The following is a 17,030-nucleotide window of genomic DNA, read 5'->3' as shown; positions in this document are numbered from 1 at the left end:
CGGGGCCGGGCATCCCGGCATGGCCGGCCGGGCGCAGGGCGGCGTGGGCATCCGGGAGCGGCGCGCCCTCGGGCGCGATCGCGGCCGGGCGGCGCGGCTGGCGCACCAGAACGCCGGGCGTGGAGGCGGCGTGGTCGATCCGGCTCTCGGGGCGGCTGTCGGGGAGGGGCCTCTCGAAGCCGGCGCGGTCATCGAAGACCTGATCGGGCCAGCCGGCCTCGGGGCGCTCGGCCTCCGTCCAGGGTGCCAGCGCGTCGGGATAGGACAGGTGCGGCTCCGGCCCGCGCCCGACGAGGGCGCCCGGGGCGGTCGACCAGCTCTGGGCCGGGCGGGGGAGGCTGTAGCCGGGATGGCGCGGCGGCCCGGCGAGCCGCCGGGTCAGGCTGGCGCGCAGCGACATCAGCCGATGCGCCAGGGCGCCGAGCGAGAGGCCGGGGCGGTCGACGCCGCGGCCCGGACGGGAGGGATCGCGATGTGAGTAGGGAGGCCGTCCCGATGCGCGCATGGGTGCTCAGGTGACTCGAAACAGAGGGGCCGCCCGGGCGCGGGCGGGTCATCCCTGAGTTAGGGGCCTCGTCGTTAACAGAGGCTTGAGCGGAGGCGCGGACGGTTACCGCTCCCCTCCCCCGCAGCGCGCTCGGCCTAGAGCCGCTCCCGATCGCGTTGCAACCGGGAGCGGCTCTAGGCCTTTGTTTCAACGCGTTCTCTTTCGCCGAACCGGCATCCACTTCGGCTTCAGAGCGCTCTAGCCCCGCGGCACCCAGACCCGGCCATCGAACAGGCGGCGGGCGGTGCGGTAAAAGGAGCCGGCCCGGGCGGCCCAGCCGCCTGCCTCCGCCGCGACCTCGGCCCCGACGGTGAGCACGCCCGACGGCATGCCGAGCCGCAGCGGCCCCTCCCCCGCATCCGTCGACAGCGCCTCGGCGACCACGGTGCCGGGGATGCGCGCGGCCACCGCCGTGCACAGGGAGACGGTGAGCGGCAGGGCCCGGTGCGGCTGGCCGTTCGAGATCACCCGCGCCGCGAGGTCGATCTCCGATGCGGTCACCCCCTCGCCCGTCAGGGTGACGGCGTCGGCAGCCGGCGACACGAAGCCGACGAAGGGCACCATGCGGATGGCGCGCGCCGCCTCGGCATCGGGCGCGATGCCCATCCGCACGGAGCCCTGCATGCGGATCTCGTCCAAGAGCGCCAGGAGTGCGGGGTCGGATTCGAGCCGCTCGGGCAGCTCGGTCCCGGTCAAGCCGAGGTCGCGGGCGCGCACGAACACGGTGGCGTTCGCCGCATCGACCAGCGAGGCCTCGACCGGACCGAGGCCGGGAACGTCGAGGCGGTCGACCGCCCGGCCCGTGGGCAGGAGCCGGCCCGTGGTGGCGCCGCCGGGCTCAAGGAAGTCGAGCCGGATCGGCGCGCCCGTGCCGGCGACGCCGGGAATCGCGAGGGTGCCATCGTAGCGGGCGCGGCCGTCCGCGACGGGGAAGGTGGCACGGATGATCCGGGCGGTGTTGGTGTTGAAGATGCGCACCGTCGCGGTATCGCCCGCGACGCCGACCAGCCCCTCGTCGACCGCGAAGGGGCCGACAGCCGCGCTCATGTTGCCGCAATTGCCGGCGTAATCGACCCGGGCCTCGCGGATCTGCACCTGGGCGAAGGTGTAGTCGATATCGGCATCGGGCCGGGAGGACGGCGCGAGCACGCAGATCTTGGACAGGGAGGACACGCCCCCGCCCATGCCGTCGAGCTGGCGGCCATAGGGATCGGGCGTGCCGAGCGCCGCGCAGAACAGGGCGTCCCAGTCGGCCCGGTCCGCGGGCAGGTCACTGGCATGGAACAGGATCGCCTTGCTGGTGCCGCCGCGCATGAACACGGCCGGGATCGGGTGCTGCATCGCTCGAAGGTCTCCTCGGGTCCCGGGGCCCGGCTTGAGTCGGGTCGCGCCGCCGGCCTATCGCTTGGAGGCGGCCGCCGCGCAGGGTCGCCGTCACTCTAGGGGAGGTCAGGATGCCGCGCGAACCCGCCGGCCGCGCCCCGTCCGCGACGCGCGGCCGGCGCCGGGCCGTCATCCGGTCCATACTGGCTCTCGGCGCCCTCGCCGCCCTGTCCGCATCGGAGATCGCCGTGGCTCAAGACCCCTCTCCCGAGACCGTGCGGGCGATCGCGCCCACCGGCGCCCTGCGCGCCGCCATCAATTACGGCAACCCGGTCCTGGCTCAGAAGGGACCGGACGGAGAGCCGGCCGGCGTCTCGGCGGATCTCGCACGCGCGCTCGGCCGGCGCCTCGGCCTGCCCGTCAGCTTCGTGACCTTCGAGACGGCCGGCGCGGTGGTCGCGGCACTGGGCGGCGCGCGGGGCTGGGACGTGGCCTTCCTGGCGATCGACCCGCACCGCGGCGAGACCATCGCGTTCAGCCCGCCCTACGTGCTGATCGAGGGCGCCTACATGGTCCGGGCCGATTCGCCGATCACCCGCAACGACGAGGTCGACCGGGCGGGCGTGCGGATCGCGGTGGGGCGCAACACCGCCTACGATCTCTATCTCGGGCGCCATCTCCAGGCGGCCGAGCGGGTCTTCGCCCCCACCTCGGCCGACGCCCTCGCGTTGTTCCTGACGGACAGGCCCGAGGTCCTCGCCTCGGTGCGCCAGCCCCTCGAAGCCTATGCGCGCGACCATGCGGGGCTGCGCCTGCTCCCGGGCCGGTTCATGGTCATCGAGCAGGCGGTTGCGACCCCGAAGGCGAACGGGCCGGCGGCCGCCTACATGCGGGCCTTCATCGAAGAGATGAAGGCCTCCGGCTTCGTCGCGCAGGCCCTGTCGCGCAGCGGGCAGGACGACGCCGTGGTGGCCCCCGCGGCGCCTGCGCCCTGACCCGGCTTGCTCAGATCCGCGTGCCGAAGATCTCCGCCACCTGCGGGATGTCCTTGTCGCCACGGCCCGACATGTTCATCACCATCAGGTGGTCGGCCGGGCGCTGGGGCGCCAGTTCCAGCACCTTGGACAGGGCATGGGCGGGCTCGAGCGCCGGGATGATGCCCTCCAGCATCGAGCAGAGCTTGAACGCCTCCAGCGTCTCGGCATCGGTGGCCGAGAGGTAGGTGACCCGGCCCATCTCGTGGAGCCAGGCATGCTCGGGGCCGATGCCCGGATAATCGAGGCCCGCCGAGATCGAGTGCGCGTCGGCGATCTGGCCGTCCGCGTCCATCAGGAGATAGGTGCGGTTGCCGTGGAGCACGCCGGGCCGCCCGCCGGTGAGCGAGGCCGCGTGCAGCCCGCTCTGGACGCCGTGGCCGGCTGCCTCGACACCGAAGATCTCGATCTCGCGGTCGTCGAGGAAGGGGTGGAACAGGCCCATGGCGTTGGAGCCGCCGCCGATGCAGGCGACGAGCGAATCGGGGAGGCGGCCCTCCTGTGCCAGCATCTGCTCGCGGGTCTCGCGGCCGATCACCGACTGGAAGTCGCGCACCATGGCCGGGTAGGGATGCGGGCCCGCCACCGTGCCGATGCAGTAGAAGGTGTCGGCGACATTGGTGACCCAGTCGCGCAGGGCCTCGTTCATCGCGTCCTTGAGGGTCTTGGTGCCGGATTCCACCGGCACGACCTCGGCGCCGAGCATCTTCATGCGGAAGACGTTCGGGGCCTGCCGGGCCACGTCCACGGCGCCCATGTAGACGACGCATTTCAGGCCGAAGCGGGCGCAGAGCGTGGCGGTGGCGACCCCGTGCTGGCCCGCGCCCGTCTCAGCGATGATGCGCGGCTTGCCCATGCGGCGGGCGAGCAGGATCTGGCCCAGCACGTTGTTCACCTTGTGCGAGCCGGTGTGGTTCAACTCCTCGCGCTTGAAATAGACCTTGGCGCCCTGGCCGGCGGGCGCCTTGGCGCGCAGGTGCTCGGTCAGGCGCTCGGCATAGTAGAGCGGGCTCGGGCGGCCGATATAGTGCGTGCCGTAGGATTCCATGTCCGCCTTGAACTGCGGATCGGCCTTGGCCGCCTCGTAGGCCTTCTCCAGGTCGAGGATCAGCGGCATCAGCGTCTCGGCGACGAAGCGGCCGCCGAAGATGCCGAAACGCCCGCGCTCGTCGGGGCCGGTGCGGAAGGAGTTCGGGGTCGCTGCGATCGTCACGGGGTCGTCCTTGGGGCGCTGAAAGGGCGCGATGGGGCGCCCGACATTGGCGCCTGCTTTAGACCCCTCGCGGCGCCGACGCCAAGCCGGCTTCCGTGTCTCCCATCGGGAGATGCCCTTCGCGCCGGTCCGCCGCGGCGCTGGACCGCACCGCCGCGACGAAGGCCGCGATCAGAGCCGGATCCTTGATGCCGGGCGCGGTCTCGACACCGGAGGAGACGTCGACGGCGGGCGCGCCCGTCCGGGCGAGGGCCTCGGCGACGGTTTCCGGGCGCAAGCCCCCCGAGAGCATCCAGCCGGCCGGAAGCCGCGTCCCCGCGATCAGGCGCCAGTCGAAGGCGAGGCCGTTGCCGCCGGGCAGGGCCGCTCCGGGAGGCGGCTTGGCGTCGAGGAGCAGACGGTCAGCCGCCGCGTAGTCCGGGATGCGGGCGAGATCCGCATCCGTGCCGATGCCGAGCGCCTTCATCACCGGCCGCCCGGAGAGGGCCCGGATGGCGGCGACGCGCTCCGGGCTCTCGCGCCCGTGGAGCTGGATCAGGTCGGGCGCCACGCTCTCCAGGGCGGCGCGGAGCGTCGCGTCGTCCGGATCGACCAGCAGCACCACGCGCTCGGCCCGGCCGCGCACCTGTGCGGCCAGCGCCCGCGCCTCGGGCCAGCCGAGATGGCGCGGGCTGGGCGCGAAATGCACGAACCCGACGAGGTCCGCCCCCGCTTCGAGGGCCGCGGCCAGGGTCTCGGGCGTGCCGAGGCCGCAGATCTTGACGCGGGTGGTCACGGATAGGGAGGTCCTCAGCGCGGGGCGGGCAGCGCCGTGCGGGCGGGCAGGCCCGGGCGGACGGGCTCGGGCTCCGGCACCGCGGCGCGCAGGCGCGCGGTCTCCTCCTCCAGGCGGCGCACCGTGCGGCCGCGGCTGCGCGCGGTGCGGCGGGCACGGCCCTGGCCGAGCCAAGTGAAGATGCCGCCGACCACGATGCCGAGTGCCACCGCGACGAACACGACCGCGTAGAGCGGCAGGACGAGGCTGAAGGCCGGCACCGCGGAGAAGGGATCGAAGGACAGGGTCACCGGCGTCCGGTTCGCGACCGCCAGCAGGATCACCACCAGCGCGACCGGCAGCAGCACCAGCCCCTTGAGGAAACGGATCATCGCGTCACAACTCCAAGCCTGCCCGGGACGTCTTCGAGCCCGCCGGGGGCCTCCTGCCTCTCACAATCCGTCTGCGCGCCGTCTGCGCGCCGCGCGGGACCAACCGGGCCGAGATAGGGTGCGCACCCAGCCGCGGCGACGGGCTGAGCCTTCACGCCCCCGTCTCGGCCGACCCCTCGCCGATGCCGGCCGCGTTGAGGCGCTGGCGCATCTCCTTGCCGGTCTTGAAGACGGGGATCGCCTTCTCGGACACGGCCACCGCCTCGCCGGTGCGCGGGTTGCGCCCGCGCCGCGCCTCGCGGCGCTTCACCGAGAAGGCGCCGAAGCCGCGCAACTCCACCCGGTCACCGCGGGCCAGCGCATCCGCGATGGTGTCGAGGATCGCGTTGACCAGGATCTCGACATCCCGCTGGTAGAGATGCGGGTTGCGCTCGGCGATTCTGAGGACGAGCTCCGACTTGATCATATGTCCTGGTCTTCCCGAAAGATCGCCGTTGAAGGCCCGGCGGTCGCTTTGAGGAAGCCGGGCGGCCCGGCTTCAGGATTCGTCTCGAAGGCCCCTCGGGCGGTCCCCGGATGCCGAACCGGCATCCACTTCGGCCCGGGCGCTCGACCGCACCGGATCCGCTCGGTGCGCCGCGCGAGGCCCCCGCTCACCGGGCGCCGGCCCGCTGGCCGCGAGGGCGCAGCGGGTGCCCCCGTCAGGCCGTTCAGGGCGTCGCCTCGGCGCCGGGGCGCCACAGGACGAGCAGGCCGCCCTGCGCCAGCCCCTGGGTCTCCTCGCCGATCCGGCGCAGGCGGGCGGCGAGGCTCTCGAACCCGGCGAGGTCGGCGCCGGTTCCCAGGGCCGACCACAGGCTGAAATCCGATTCCGAGCGCGGCTTCCAGTCGGTCACGGGCAGGTTCTTGGCGACCTTGCGCTCGGTCTCCAGCCACGCGACCGCCTGACGCTCGGCGCCGAGCTCGTCCACCAGCTTCAGCGGCACGCTCTGGCGACCGCTGAACACCCGGCCGTCGGACACCGCGGCGAGCTGGGTCTCGCTCAGGCCGCGGCGCTCGGCCACCAATCCCTTGAACCAGGCATAGGTGTCGCCGACCACGGCGGCCAGCGCCGCGCGCGCCTCGGGCGAGGTCGGGGCGAAGCCCGAGGGCTCGGCCTTGAGCGGAGAGGACTTCACCGACTCGACCTTCACGCCGACCTTGTCGAGCAGCCCCGAGACCTCCGGATACTGGAACAGCACGCCGATCGAGCCGACGAGCGAGGTCTCCCGCGCCACGATGTGGTCGGCGGCGAGCGCCGTGATGTAGGCGCCGGACGCCGCGGTGCCGTCCACGAAGGCGACCACCGGCTTCTTGGCGGCGAGCTGGCGGAGGTTGCGGTAGATCTCCTCCGAGCCGGTGGTGGTGCCACCGGGCGAGTTGATCGAGACGACGACGCCCTGCACGGCCGAGGACTCGCCGACGCGCTTCATCAGCTTGGCGGTCGCCTCGCTGCCGGCGATGAAGCCGGAGACCGAGATCCGTGCGATCTGGGGGCGCACCGCGCCGAAGCCGATGCCTTCGGAGCCGGCGCGGACGCGCAGGCCGACGGCGCCGGCCGCCACGACGAGCCCGCCGATGCCCAGCACCCGCCAGAGGGTGAGCTTGCGGCGCAGGCGCCTGCGGTCGATCAGAAGTTCGGGATCGGCGGCCATGCGATGGTGGTCTCCCTCGCGTGCCCGGCGCGCGGCCGGTCCGTTCTTGGTTGGCCCACGCGTTCCGGGTCGGCGCGGGCGGTGGCAAGCCTGTCACAGGCGGCGTCGGTTTGCACCCAAACTTTGGTCGGGTCCAGAGGGTTCGTGCGACGCCAAGTGCTTGACACGCCTCGCCTCATGGGTCCGCCGCACGGCTCCGAAGCGCGCCGGGGCCGAACGGGCCGCCGGTTCGGCCCCGGGTGATATGGGAATCGCGGACCGGCGGCCGGGCTCCATCCCCCGCGTCCGGCCGGACAAGCGAAAAGCCCGCGCGGGTCATCCCGCGCGGGCTTCTCTCGACCTCGGCCGCCCGGACGAGCCGGGCGACCGCTCTCAGTCGGATTACTCCTCGTCGGAGCGCTTCTTGTTGAAGGCGGCGCCGAGGATGTCGCCGAGCGAGGCGCCCGAATCGGCGGAGCCGAACTGGGCCATCGCCTCCTTCTCCTCGGCGACCTCGAGGGCCTTGATCGAGACCTGCACGCGACGGGCCTTGCGGTCGAACTGGACGACGCGGGCGTCGAACTTCTCGCCGGTGGCGAAGCGCTCAGGGCGCTGGTCGCCACGGTCGCGCGCCAGCTCGGCGCGACGGATGAAGGTCTGCATGTCGGTGTCGGCGATCTTCACCTCGACGCCCGAATCCTTCACCTCGATCACCTCGCAGGTGACGACCTGACCCTTCTTGATCTCGCCGGCCTCGGCGTAGGGGTCGCCGCCGAGCTGCTTGACGCCCAGCGAGATGCGCTCCTTCTCGACGTCGACGTCGAGGACCTGGGCGCGCACGATGTCGCCCTTCTTGTACTCCTCGATGACCTGCTCGCCGGGACGGTTCCAGTCGAGATCCGACAGGTGGACCATGCCGTCGACGTCGCCCTCGAGGCCGATGAACAGGCCGAACTCGGTCTTGTTCTTGACCTCGCCCTCGACCTCGGAGCCCACCGGATGCTTCTCGGCGAAGCCCTCCCAGGGGTTCTGCAGGGTCTGCTTGAGGCCGAGCGAGATGCGGCGCTTGACCGGATCGACCTCCAGGATCTGCACCTCGACCTCCTGGGAGGTGGAGACGATCTTGCCCGGATGGACGTTCTTCTTGGTCCAGCTCATCTCGGAGACGTGGATCAGGCCCTCGATCCCCGGCTCCAGCTCCACGAAGGCGCCGTAGTCGGTGATGTTGGTCACGCGGCCCTTGAGCTTGGCGTCCACGGGATAGCGGGCGGCGATGCCCTCCCACGGATCGGCGAGCAGCTGCTTGATGCCGAGCGAGATGCGGTGCGTCTCGTGGTTGATCTTGATGATCTTGACCTTGACCGTCTGGCCGATGGTCACGACCTCGGACGGGTGGTTCACGCGGCGCCACGCCATGTCGGTGACGTGCAGCAGGCCGTCGATGCCGCCGAGATCGACGAAGGCGCCGTACTCGGTGATGTTCTTGACGACGCCGTCGATGACCTGACCTTCCTCAAGGTTGGCCACCAGCTCCGAGCGCTGCTCGGCGCGGCTCTCCTCGAGCACGGTGCGGCGCGACACGACGATGTTGCCGCGGCGACGGTCCATCTTGAGGATCTGGAAGGGCTGCGGCGTGCCGAGCAGCGGGGTCACGTCGCGCACCGGGCGGATATCGACCTGGGAGCGCGGCAGGAAGGCCACGGCGCCGTCGAGGTCGACGGTGTAGCCGCCCTTGACCTGGTTGAAGATCGTGCCGGTGACGCGCTCGTTGGCCTCGAAGGCCTTCTCGAGCTTGACCCACGACTCCTCGCGGCGCGCCTTGTCGCGCGAGATGACGGCCTCGCCCAGCGCGTTCTCGATGCGGTCGACATAGACCTCGACCTCGTCGCCGACATGCAGCTCGCCGTCGCGGCCGGGACCCTGGAATTCCTTCAGGGCGACACGGCCTTCCGTCTTGGCGCCGATGTCGATGACGGCCACGTCCTTCTCGATCGCGACGACGCGACCCTTGACGACGGAGCCTTCGGTGATCTCGTGTTGGAGGAAGCTCTCCTCGAGCAGCGCGGCGAAATCCTCGTGCGCGCTCTGCAGGGCGATACCAGCGGTCATTCTGTCTCCTGGGGCCTCGCTCGAAGGCCCGGCGTCGGCAGCTCGTGTTGCGTTGCGCCCGGTCGTCCGCCGCAGCCCGGTCCCGGAATGGGGACAGGGCGACCGATCCTGACGGACCGGCTTGCCGACGCGATGGATGTGCGGTGTCCGAGGGCGGTCCGACCGGCTTGGATTTAAGAACGCACGCATGAAAAAGCGCGCGATCCTACCGATAGGACGCGCGCTCCATAGACCAGAACGCTTTCGCGTTCAACCGAACCGGACTTCCGCGCTCGGGACCGCGCGCTTCAGTACGCGTCGTCCTCGTCGTCCGTGCGCCGGCCCTTGAGCTTGGCGAAGACGGAATCGGCGTCGAGGCGCTCGTCGCGGCCACCGCGGCGGTCCTCCTCGTGATCGGCGTAAGCGTCCGCGGTCGAGACCTCCGGCGGCAGCAGCGAGGCGCCGGCATCGGCCTGCAGGGCGGCGGGACGGTCGGCGGCGGCGCGCTGCACCTCGAAATCGAGGTCGATCTGCGTGCAGAGGCCGAGCGTGACCGGGTCCATCGGCTGCAGCGAGCCCGAGTTCCAGTGGGTGCGCTCGCGAATCTGCTGGATGGTCGACTTGGTGGTGCCGACGAGCCGGATGATCTGCGAATCCTTCAGCTCGGGATGGTTGCGCAGCAGCCAGAGGATGGCGTTCGGCCGGTCCTGGCGGCGCGAGAGCGGGGTGTAGCGCGGCCCCTTGGTGGTGCGCTTGACCTCGGGCAGCTTCACCTTCGAGACCGCCTGCTTGAGCTTGTAGTGCGGCGACTTCTGCGCCTTCTCGATCTCGTCGCGGGTGAGCTGGCCCGTGGTGATCGGGTCGAGACCCTTGATGCCGGCGGCGACCTCGCCGTCGGCGATGCCCTTCACCTCCAGCGGGTGCAGCTTGCAGAAATCGGCGATCTGCTCGAAGGCGAGCGAGGTGTTCTCCACCAGCCATACGGCGGTGGCCTTGGGCATCAGGGGACCCTGGGACATCCGGGAACTCCAACCTTCACGGGCGCGGGATCGGCCCGGAACGCGGGTCACCGGTCCGCGGGATTGGTCGGAACGACCGTCCGATCCCGCCTCACGCCACAAAATGGGGAATGCTTCCAGTATAGGCGGCGGCGGGGGGCGGCGCAATGACGTTCGCAAGGTCTGTCGGCGGCAGCCCCGGCCCGGAGCAGGGCCGGGGGGACAGATCTCCAACGCAAACCCCTGGACGAAGGGCCGGCCCTCGCCGAAAACGGGCCGCGCCCCAGCCCGCCGAGAGGATCCCCGTATGGCCCACGAACTGCGCAGCGTCGCGACCCGCACGGAGACCGGCCCGATCGACCGGGCGGCCCTGGCGCAGGCGCGGATCGACCTCGCCGCCTGCTTCCGCATGGCCGCGCGGCTCGGGCTGGAGGAGGGCATCTGCAACCACTTCTCGGCGATGGTGCCGGGGCGCGACGACCTGTTCCTCGTCAACCCCTACGGCCTCGCCTTCTCCGAGATCCGGGCCTCGGATCTCCTCGTCTGCAGCCTCGACGGGGCGGTGGTCGAGGGCGAGGGCCAGCCGGAGGCGACCGCCTTCTTCATCCATGCCCGGCTGCATGCCCGGCTGCCGCGGGCCCGGGCCGCCTTCCACACCCACATGCCGAACGCCACCGCGCTCAGCATGATCGAGGGACAGCCACTGGCCTTCGCGGGCCAGACGGCGCTGAAGTTCTACGGGCGGCTCGCGGTGGACGACGCCTATAACGGCCTCGCGCTCGACTCCACCGAGGGCGACCGCATCGCCGCGACGCTGGGCGACGCGGACGTCGTGTTCCTGCGCAACCACGGGGTGATCGTGACCGGCCCGACCATCGCCGAGGCCTGGGACGACCTCTATTATCTGGAGCGCGCAGCCGAGGTGCAGATCAAGGCGATGAGCACCGGGCGCCCCCTGGTGCCGGTCCCGGCGGAGATCGCCCGGCACGCGGTGGCACAGATGCGGGCCGGCGACGCCGAGAGCGGCCGCCTGCATCTGGAAAGCCTCAAGCGCCGGCTGGCGCGCGAGGAGCCGGATTTTTCGCAATAGGGCGGCCGCTCGGACGGAACGGCCCGCCGAATGGGGGCCCGCCCCGCGAACACTCGTTCGCGGGGCACAAGCGCGACCGCGCGTCGGCGCCCATGTGCCGGGACGCGGACGGCAACGCCGTCCGCGTCCCGGTATCCACTTCGGCGGAGAGCGCTCTAATCGAACAGGCTTGAGACGCTCGATTCCGTCGCCGTGCGTCCGATCGCCTCGCCCAGCAGCGGCGCGATGGTGGCCACGCGAATGTTGCGGGCGAGCTTCACCGCCTGGGTCGGCTGGATCGAATCGGTGATCACCAATTCCTTCATCCGCGAGGCCGCGATGCGCGAGACCGCGCCGCCCGAGAGCACGCCGTGGGTGATGTAGGCCGACACGTCCTTGGCGCCCGCGTTCAGCAGGGCCTCGGCCGCGTTCACCAGCGTGCCGCCCGAATCCACGATGTCGTCCACCAGGATGCAGGATCGGCCCTCGACATCGCCGATGATGTTCATCACCTCGGACTCTCCGGGGCGCTCGCGGCGCTTGTCGACGATGGCCAGCGGCGCATCGATGCGCTTGGCGATGGCGCGGGCGCGCACCACGCCGCCGACGTCCGGCGAGACCACCATGCGGTCGGCGACGCCCCCCGAGCGCTCCTTGATGTCGCGCACCATCACGGGGGCAGCGAACAGGTTGTCGGTCGGGATGTCGAAGAAGCCCTGGATCTGGCCGGCATGGAGGTCGAGGGTCAGCACGCGGTCGGCGCCGGCCTCGGTGATGAGGTTCGCCACGAGCTTGGCCGAGATCGGCGTGCGGCCCGAGGTGCGCCGGTCCTGCCGGGCATAGCCGAAATAGGGGATCACCGCCGTGATGCGCCGCGCCGAGGACCGACGCGCGGCGTCGATCATGATCAGCAATTCCATCAGGTGGTCGTTGGCCGGGAACGAGGTCGACTGGACGATGAACACGTCCTCGCCGCGGACGTTCTCCTGCAGCTCGACGAAGATCTCCATGTCGGCGAAGCGCCGCACCATGCACTTGGCGAGCGGCAATTCGAGATAGGCGGCGATCGCCTCGGCCAAGGGCCGGCTCGCATTGCCGGCGATGATCTTGATCGAGGACTTCATGCCTGCCGACCTACGCTCGCGCCGACCGGGGCGCGCTTCCTGAAAACTTGACCGCGACGCGCCGGCCCGGCGCGAAGACCGGGTCCGGCTCTTACCAGCGGCATCAAGCCGTCACAATGGCTTCACGCCGGCCGTCCCGCCGCGCGGCACGGCCGCGTGCCGCTCAGGGCTCGAGCAGGCGGTGCAGGTGGACGATGAAGTAGCGGGTCTGGGCGCTGTCGACGGTGGCCTGGGCCTTGGCCTTCCAGGCGACCTGGGCGGAGGCGTAGTCGGGGAAGATGCCGACGATGTCGAGGCCCTTCACGTCCCGGAAGCGGATGCCCTCGAGATCGGAGAGCTCCCCGCCGAAGACGAGATGGAGCTTCTGGTCGCTGTCGATCGCGGTCGTCATGGAACCCTCTGGGACCCCTCTGGGCGGGCGGCAGGACCCGGATCCCTGCGGCCCGGCCCACCGCGACAGGCGGTCGCAAACGGAAACCGCTCCGTCAACCCCGGATGGCCCGATGCAGGGCCCCGGAGGCACACGGACGCGTGACCGAGCCGGTCCGGGCCCCGGTCGGTCCGCCAGATCTGGGGAGTGTGGGGACGACGCGAGGGCCGCCGACCGCCGCCCTCCGGGTCAAGGTCTTCCGCACATGGCAGCCATGTATTCGACGCGTTGGACGCCGGCGACGCTTGTTGTAGCCGACCGGAAGGACAAATTATTTTTGCACGGCTCGAAAAATAAAATGCGCATTGCAGATAAAATGCACGGACGCCGCGAGGATATGCAGCATAATACCTCGTCGCTGAATCGCCGACACCTCATCGGCGGCGCGCTCGCGGGGGCCGCGGTCTCGGCGCTGCCCGGTGCAGGGTTGGCCGCGGGCGAGGCCCGCAAGGTGGACGTGCTGCTGATCGGCGGCGGCATCATGAGCGCCACGCTCGGCGTGTGGCTGCGCGAGCTCGAGCCCGGCTGGTCGATGGAGATGATCGAGCGGCTCGACGGCGTCGCCCTCGAGAGCTCGAACGGCTGGAACAATGCCGGCACCGGCCACTCGGCCCTGGCCGAGCTGAACTACACCCCCGAGGATTCGAAGGGGAAGGTCCGCATCGAGCAGGCCGTGAAGATCAACGAGGCCTTCCAGGTCACCCGCCAGTTCCTGGCCTGGCAGGTCCAGCAGGGCGTGCTGAAGAACCCGCGCTCCTTCATCAACTCGACCCCGCACATGAGCTTCGTCTGGGGCGACGACAACATCCGCTACCTGAAGAAGCGCTACGAGGCCCTGCAGGCGAGCCCGCTCTTTGCCAGCATGGAATATTCGGAGGATCCCGAGCAGCTCCGCAAATGGGTGCCCCTGATGATGGAGGGGCGCGATCCCAAGCAGAGGATCGCCGCCACCTGGACGCCGGTGGGCACCGATTGCGAGTGGGGCGAGGTCACCCGCCAGTACGTCGCCTCGCTGACCGGCCGGCCGAACTTCTCGCTGCGCCTGTCCACCGAGGTCGAGGGCATCACCCGCAACGCCGACGGCAGCTGGCGCGTGACCTCGAAGAACCTGAAGGACGGCAGCCGCCAGGCGGTCGACGCCACCTTCGTGTTCATCGGCGCGGGCGGCGGCGCCCTGCACCTCCTGCAGAAGTCCGGTATCCCGGAGGGTGACGACTATGCCGGCTTCCCGGTCGGCGGCTCGTTCCTCGTCAACGAGACCCCGGACGTGGCGACGCGCCATCTCGCCAAGGCCTACGGCAAGGCCTCGGTCGGCGCCCCGCCCATGTCGGTGCCGCATCTCGACACCCGGGTGCTCGGCGGCAAGCGCGTGATCCTGTTCGGACCCTTCGCGACCTTCTCGACCAAGTTCCTGAAGGAGGGCTCCTATCTCGACCTCCTGACCTCGACCACCACCAGCAACGTCTGGCCGATGGTCCGCGTCGGCGTGGAGCAGTACCCGCTGATCGAGTACCTCGCCGGCCAGGTGATGCTCTCCGACGAGGACCGCTACCAGGCCCTGCGCGAATACTTCCCGAACGCGAAGAAGGACGAGTGGCGGCTGATCCAGGCCGGGCAGCGGGTGCAGATCATCAAGCGCGACCCCGAGAAGGGCGGCGTGCTGAAGCTCGGCACCGAGATCGTGAGCGCGAAGGACGGCAGCATCGCCGCCCTTCTCGGCGCCTCGCCGGGCGCCTCGACGGCCGCGCCGATCATGCTGGACGTGCTGGAGAAGGTCTTCGCCCAGAAGGTGGCGACGCCCGAGTGGCAGGCGAAGATCCGCCGGATCGTGCCGAGCTACGGCACCAAGCTGAACGACGATCCGCAGAAGGCCTATGCGGAGCTGGCCTATACGAGCGAGCACCTGCAGCTCACGCCCCCGCCGCAGCTCGCTGCCGCCCCGGCCGCCCCGGTCTCCGGCCGCGCCTCCGCCGACGCGGATAGCGGGGTGGTGAAGGCCGTTCCCGACATGGCGCCCTGACGCGCCGACGGGCATGTCCCTCCACGGGTCTCGGGCAGGCCTGAGATCCGTGGAGGAAGGCAGCACGCGGGCCGCTGGCTCCTTCAGATCACCAGCGGCGCGATGGGCGCCGGGCGCCGGATCGAGCGCCGCGACCGAGGGCGCCGGCCGAACAGGCCAGGGATCCGCGCCGCCACTGGCTCTCCGCGCGCTGCGCATCTAGGCTTCTGGTCATGGAGCTGAAATGGCTTGAGGACTTCGTCAGCCTCGCGCGGACCGGCAACTTCTCGCGCTCGGCCGAGGAGCGCCACGTCACCCAATCGGCCTTCAGCCGCCGCATCCAGGCCCTCGAGACCTGGCTCGGCGTCGCCCTCATCGACCGCAGCACCTATCCGACCACGCTGACGGCGGCGGGCCGGGCCTTCCGCGAGACGGCGGAAGAGGCGGTGCGGATGCTCCACGGAAGCCGGGCCGAACTGCAGGCCAGCGCCCGGCCGGGCCAGCGGCACGTGGCGGTGGCCGCGCTCCACACCCTCGCCCTGACCTTCTTCCCGCGCTGGTTCCGGCGGATCGAGGCGCAGGCCGGCCCCCTGAGCAGCCGCCTGCTGCCCGACGACTTCCACGCCTGTCTCCAGGCGATCGTCGAGGGCGGCTACGACTTCCTGCTGACCTTCCACCATCCGAGCGTGCCGATCCTGCTCGACCCGGCGCAGTTCCCGCACCGGGTGGTGGGGACCGACAGCCTCGTGGCCGTGCGCGCCGCCGGGATGCCGGAAGCAGGGATCCCGCTGCTCAGCTACGCCCGGAACTCCTTCCTCGGCCGCGTGGCGGCCATCGCGCAGGCGGAATCCGGCGGCCCCACCGCCTCCGCCCACACCAATGAGAACGCCATGGCGGAGGCCCTGAAATTCATGGCCCTGGAGGGCCACGGCCTCGCCTGGCTGCCGCGCAGCCTCGTGGCGCGGGAGCTCGCCGACGGGCAGCTGGCCGCCGCAGGCGAGGAGATTCCGCTGGAGGTGCGGCTCTACCGCAACGCCGCGCATCGCCGCGCCGCCGTCTCGGCGGTCTGGGAGGCGGCGGAGACGGTCGCCGCCGAAACAATGCAGGATTGGAATAGGCCGGACTGACACGGCATTGGACCCGGTGCCGGGCGCCCGCGCATCGTGATCCCGCAACAGGAGGTCCGCGATGCTCGGTGTTCTCGGTGGGATGGGTCCGATGGCGACCGTGGACTTCATGGCCAAGGTCGTGCGGAACACCCCGGCCTGCCGCGACCAGGACCACATCCCGATGGTCGTGTGCTCCGCCGCGAACATCCCCGACCGCAACGCCGCGCTCCGCGGCGAGGGCGCCGACCCGCTGCCCGCCATGGCCGAGGCCCTGCGGCGGCTGGAGGCGGCGGGCGCGACCTGCATCGCCATCCCCTGCAACACCGCCCATCTCTGGCACGCCGCCCTGCAGGCGGGGACGCCCCTGCCGATCCTGCACATCGCGGAGGCCGTGACGGACGCGCTCGCCGCGCGGCCGGGCGATACCGTCGGCGTCCTGGCGACCACCAGCACGGTCACGGGCGGCCTCTATCAAGAGCGCCTCGCCCGGAGGGGCCTGTCCTGGCGGGTTCCGGACCCGGCCGGGCAGGCGGAGGTGATGCAGGCGATCCGGCTGGTGAAGGCCGGGCGGGCGCCCGAGGCCGCGGCGATCCTGCGGGGACAGGCCGAGGCGCTCGTGGCGGCGGGTTGCCACGCGGTCGTGATGGCCTGCACCGAGATCCCGGTGGCCCTCGCCGCGGTGGAGGGCGACCTGCGCGCCCGGCTGGTGGACGCGACCGAGGCCCTGGCCCGCGCCTGCATCCAGGCCTGCGCGAGCCCCACCCTCGCGGACGCCGCCTGAGCCCGATACCGGGTTCCCAAAGGGATCATCCCTTTGGCGGGTCCAGGGCTCCGCCCTGGACCCGCGGGAGGGGTGCCCCCTCTCGACACCCGGTTCCTGCGCGCCTAGCGTCCGGCGCCATGCCGCTCGTCCCTCCGCCCCCGCCGCGCGCCGCGCGCCCTCCGACGGACGCGCCCGCCGACGTGCCCCCCTCGCGCGTGCTCTCGGCCAACCAGCCCGAATGGTCGGTGGGCGAACTCGCCACCGCGCTGAAGCGGACGCTGGAGGACGCCTTCGGCCATGTGCGCCTGCGCGGCGAGATCTCAGGCTATCGCGGCCCGCACGGCTCGGGGCATGCCTATTTCTCGCTGAAGGACGGGCAGGCCCGCATCGACGCCGTGGTCTGGAAGGGTGTGTTCGGACGGCTGCCGCTCGCCACGCTGCTCGCCGACGCGATCGCCCAGGGGCGCGGCGGCGTTCCGGTCTCGCCCTCCGAGGCGCGCTACGTGCCGCAGGA

General features: G+C 71.3%; 16 protein-coding genes and 1 pseudogene. 6 read left to right on the top strand and 11 right to left on the bottom strand.

Annotated elements, in window-relative coordinates:
• Both MET9862_RS24125 and MET9862_RS24120 read right to left on the bottom strand, forming a co-directional pair.
• Positions 1 to 505 (bottom strand): annotated as a pseudogene (locus tag MET9862_RS24125) (DNA translocase FtsK); the annotation flags it as partial.
• 240 nt (positions 506 to 745) lie between these two features.
• Positions 746 to 1,888, bottom strand: coding sequence for a 2-methylaconitate cis-trans isomerase PrpF family protein (locus MET9862_RS24120; RefSeq protein WP_142585452.1), 1,143 nt, complete (start codon positions 1,886 to 1,888; stop codon positions 746 to 748).
• A gap of 113 nt (positions 1,889 to 2,001) precedes the next feature.
• On the opposite strand from MET9862_RS24120, the gene MET9862_RS24115 reads away from it, so the two are divergent.
• Positions 2,002 to 2,865, top strand: coding sequence for an ABC transporter substrate-binding protein (locus MET9862_RS24115; RefSeq protein ID WP_142585450.1), 864 nt, complete (start codon positions 2,002 to 2,004; stop codon positions 2,863 to 2,865).
• A 10-nt stretch (positions 2,866 to 2,875) separates the two neighbouring features.
• Here MET9862_RS24115 and trpB read toward each other — a convergent pair whose 3' ends face one another.
• The 7 genes from trpB to MET9862_RS24080 form a co-directional block, all read right to left on the bottom strand.
• Positions 2,876 to 4,117 (bottom strand): tryptophan synthase subunit beta, encoded by a 1,242-nt coding sequence (trpB, locus tag MET9862_RS24110; protein WP_142585448.1) that lies wholly within the window; start codon positions 4,115 to 4,117, stop codon positions 2,876 to 2,878.
• A 58-nt stretch (positions 4,118 to 4,175) separates the two neighbouring features.
• The gene (locus MET9862_RS24105; protein ID WP_142585446.1) at positions 4,176 to 4,892 is read right to left on the bottom strand and encodes a phosphoribosylanthranilate isomerase; all 717 of its coding nucleotides are present in this window, start codon (positions 4,890 to 4,892) and stop codon (positions 4,176 to 4,178) included.
• Positions 4,893 to 4,906: 14 nt separating this feature from the next.
• On the bottom strand, positions 4,907 to 5,263 hold the full coding sequence (locus MET9862_RS24100) for a LapA family protein (protein WP_142585444.1): 357 nt from the start codon (positions 5,261 to 5,263) through the stop codon (positions 4,907 to 4,909).
• 151 nt (positions 5,264 to 5,414) lie between these two features.
• Positions 5,415 to 5,729 carry an integration host factor subunit beta gene (locus tag MET9862_RS24095; RefSeq protein ID WP_142585441.1) on the bottom strand — a complete coding sequence of 105 codons (315 nt, stop codon included), beginning with the start codon at positions 5,727 to 5,729 and terminating at the stop codon, positions 5,415 to 5,417.
• 244 nt (positions 5,730 to 5,973) lie between these two features.
• Positions 5,974 to 6,957, bottom strand: a complete 984-nt coding sequence (sppA, locus tag MET9862_RS24090) for a signal peptide peptidase SppA (protein WP_142585439.1) — start codon at positions 6,955 to 6,957, stop codon at positions 5,974 to 5,976.
• Between the two features lie 381 nt (positions 6,958 to 7,338).
• Positions 7,339 to 9,045 carry a 30S ribosomal protein S1 gene (gene rpsA, locus MET9862_RS24085; protein WP_142585437.1) on the bottom strand — a complete coding sequence of 569 codons (1,707 nt, stop codon included), beginning with the start codon at positions 9,043 to 9,045 and terminating at the stop codon, positions 7,339 to 7,341.
• Positions 9,046 to 9,332: 287 nt separating this feature from the next.
• Positions 9,333 to 10,043, bottom strand: coding sequence for a DUF1013 domain-containing protein (locus MET9862_RS24080; RefSeq protein WP_142585435.1), 711 nt, complete (start codon positions 10,041 to 10,043; stop codon positions 9,333 to 9,335).
• Positions 10,044 to 10,329: 286 nt separating this feature from the next.
• Here MET9862_RS24080 and MET9862_RS24075 point away from each other — a divergent pair, with 286 nt between their 5' ends.
• Complete coding sequence (locus tag MET9862_RS24075) at positions 10,330 to 11,112, top strand: aldolase (protein ID WP_142585433.1); 783 nt, start codon at positions 10,330 to 10,332, stop codon at positions 11,110 to 11,112.
• A gap of 155 nt (positions 11,113 to 11,267) precedes the next feature.
• Here the strand turns inward: MET9862_RS24075 and MET9862_RS24070 are convergent, their stop codons facing one another.
• On the bottom strand, positions 11,268 to 12,215 hold the full coding sequence (locus tag MET9862_RS24070; protein ID WP_142585431.1) for a ribose-phosphate pyrophosphokinase: 948 nt from the start codon (positions 12,213 to 12,215) through the stop codon (positions 11,268 to 11,270).
• A 163-nt stretch (positions 12,216 to 12,378) separates the two neighbouring features.
• Positions 12,379 to 12,606: a DUF4170 domain-containing protein gene (locus MET9862_RS24065; protein WP_142585429.1), complete on the bottom strand. Its 228-nt coding sequence runs from the start codon at positions 12,604 to 12,606 to the stop codon at positions 12,379 to 12,381.
• Between the two features lie 337 nt (positions 12,607 to 12,943).
• On the opposite strand from MET9862_RS24065, the gene mqo reads away from it, so the two are divergent.
• The 4 genes from mqo to MET9862_RS24045 form a co-directional block, all read left to right on the top strand.
• A complete protein-coding gene (mqo, locus tag MET9862_RS24060) occupies positions 12,944 to 14,665 on the top strand; it encodes a malate dehydrogenase (quinone) (RefSeq protein WP_142585427.1) in 1,722 nt (573 codons plus the stop codon).
• Between the two features lie 212 nt (positions 14,666 to 14,877).
• Positions 14,878 to 15,771: a LysR family transcriptional regulator gene (locus MET9862_RS24055; RefSeq protein ID WP_142585425.1), complete on the top strand. Its 894-nt coding sequence runs from the start codon at positions 14,878 to 14,880 to the stop codon at positions 15,769 to 15,771.
• Between the two features lie 61 nt (positions 15,772 to 15,832).
• Positions 15,833 to 16,534, top strand: a complete 702-nt coding sequence (gene cuyB, locus MET9862_RS24050; protein ID WP_142585423.1) for a cysteate racemase — start codon at positions 15,833 to 15,835, stop codon at positions 16,532 to 16,534.
• A gap of 119 nt (positions 16,535 to 16,653) precedes the next feature.
• The coding region (locus tag MET9862_RS24045; protein ID WP_185156985.1) for an exodeoxyribonuclease VII large subunit at positions 16,654 to 17,030 on the top strand (377 nt) is incomplete at its 3' end.

The organism is Methylobacterium symbioticum (assembly GCF_902141845.1).
Classification (GTDB): Bacteria; Pseudomonadota; Alphaproteobacteria; order Rhizobiales; family Beijerinckiaceae; genus Methylobacterium; species Methylobacterium symbioticum.
Note: the sequence above shows the minus strand (reverse complement) of the source record. Positions and strands in the feature narration are given on the sequence as shown.

Excerpts from the sequence above, each read along its gene's own strand:
- MET9862_RS24120 (WP_142585452.1), bottom strand. The coding sequence starts at position 1,888 with ATGCAGCACCCGATCCCGGCCGTGTTCATGCGCGGCGGCACCAGCAAG.
- MET9862_RS24115 (WP_142585450.1), top strand. The coding sequence starts at position 2,002 with ATGCCGCGCGAACCCGCCGGCCGCGCCCCGTCCGCGACGCGCGGCCGG.
- MET9862_RS24100 (WP_142585444.1), bottom strand. The coding sequence starts at position 5,263 with ATGATCCGTTTCCTCAAGGGGCTGGTGCTGCTGCCGGTCGCGCTGGTG.
- MET9862_RS24095 (WP_142585441.1), bottom strand. The coding sequence starts at position 5,729 with ATGATCAAGTCGGAGCTCGTCCTCAGAATCGCCGAGCGCAACCCGCAT.
- sppA (WP_142585439.1), bottom strand. The coding sequence starts at position 6,957 with ATGGCCGCCGATCCCGAACTTCTGATCGACCGCAGGCGCCTGCGCCGC.
- rpsA (WP_142585437.1), bottom strand. The coding sequence starts at position 9,045 with ATGACCGCTGGTATCGCCCTGCAGAGCGCGCACGAGGATTTCGCCGCG.
- MET9862_RS24080 (WP_142585435.1), bottom strand. The coding sequence starts at position 10,043 with ATGTCCCAGGGTCCCCTGATGCCCAAGGCCACCGCCGTATGGCTGGTG.
- MET9862_RS24075 (WP_142585433.1), top strand. The coding sequence starts at position 10,330 with ATGGCCCACGAACTGCGCAGCGTCGCGACCCGCACGGAGACCGGCCCG.
- MET9862_RS24070 (WP_142585431.1), bottom strand. The coding sequence starts at position 12,215 with ATGAAGTCCTCGATCAAGATCATCGCCGGCAATGCGAGCCGGCCCTTG.
- MET9862_RS24065 (WP_142585429.1), bottom strand. The coding sequence starts at position 12,606 with ATGACGACCGCGATCGACAGCGACCAGAAGCTCCATCTCGTCTTCGGC.
- mqo (WP_142585427.1), top strand. The coding sequence starts at position 12,944 with ATGCGCATTGCAGATAAAATGCACGGACGCCGCGAGGATATGCAGCAT.
- MET9862_RS24055 (WP_142585425.1), top strand. The coding sequence starts at position 14,878 with ATGGAGCTGAAATGGCTTGAGGACTTCGTCAGCCTCGCGCGGACCGGC.
- cuyB (WP_142585423.1), top strand. The coding sequence starts at position 15,833 with ATGCTCGGTGTTCTCGGTGGGATGGGTCCGATGGCGACCGTGGACTTC.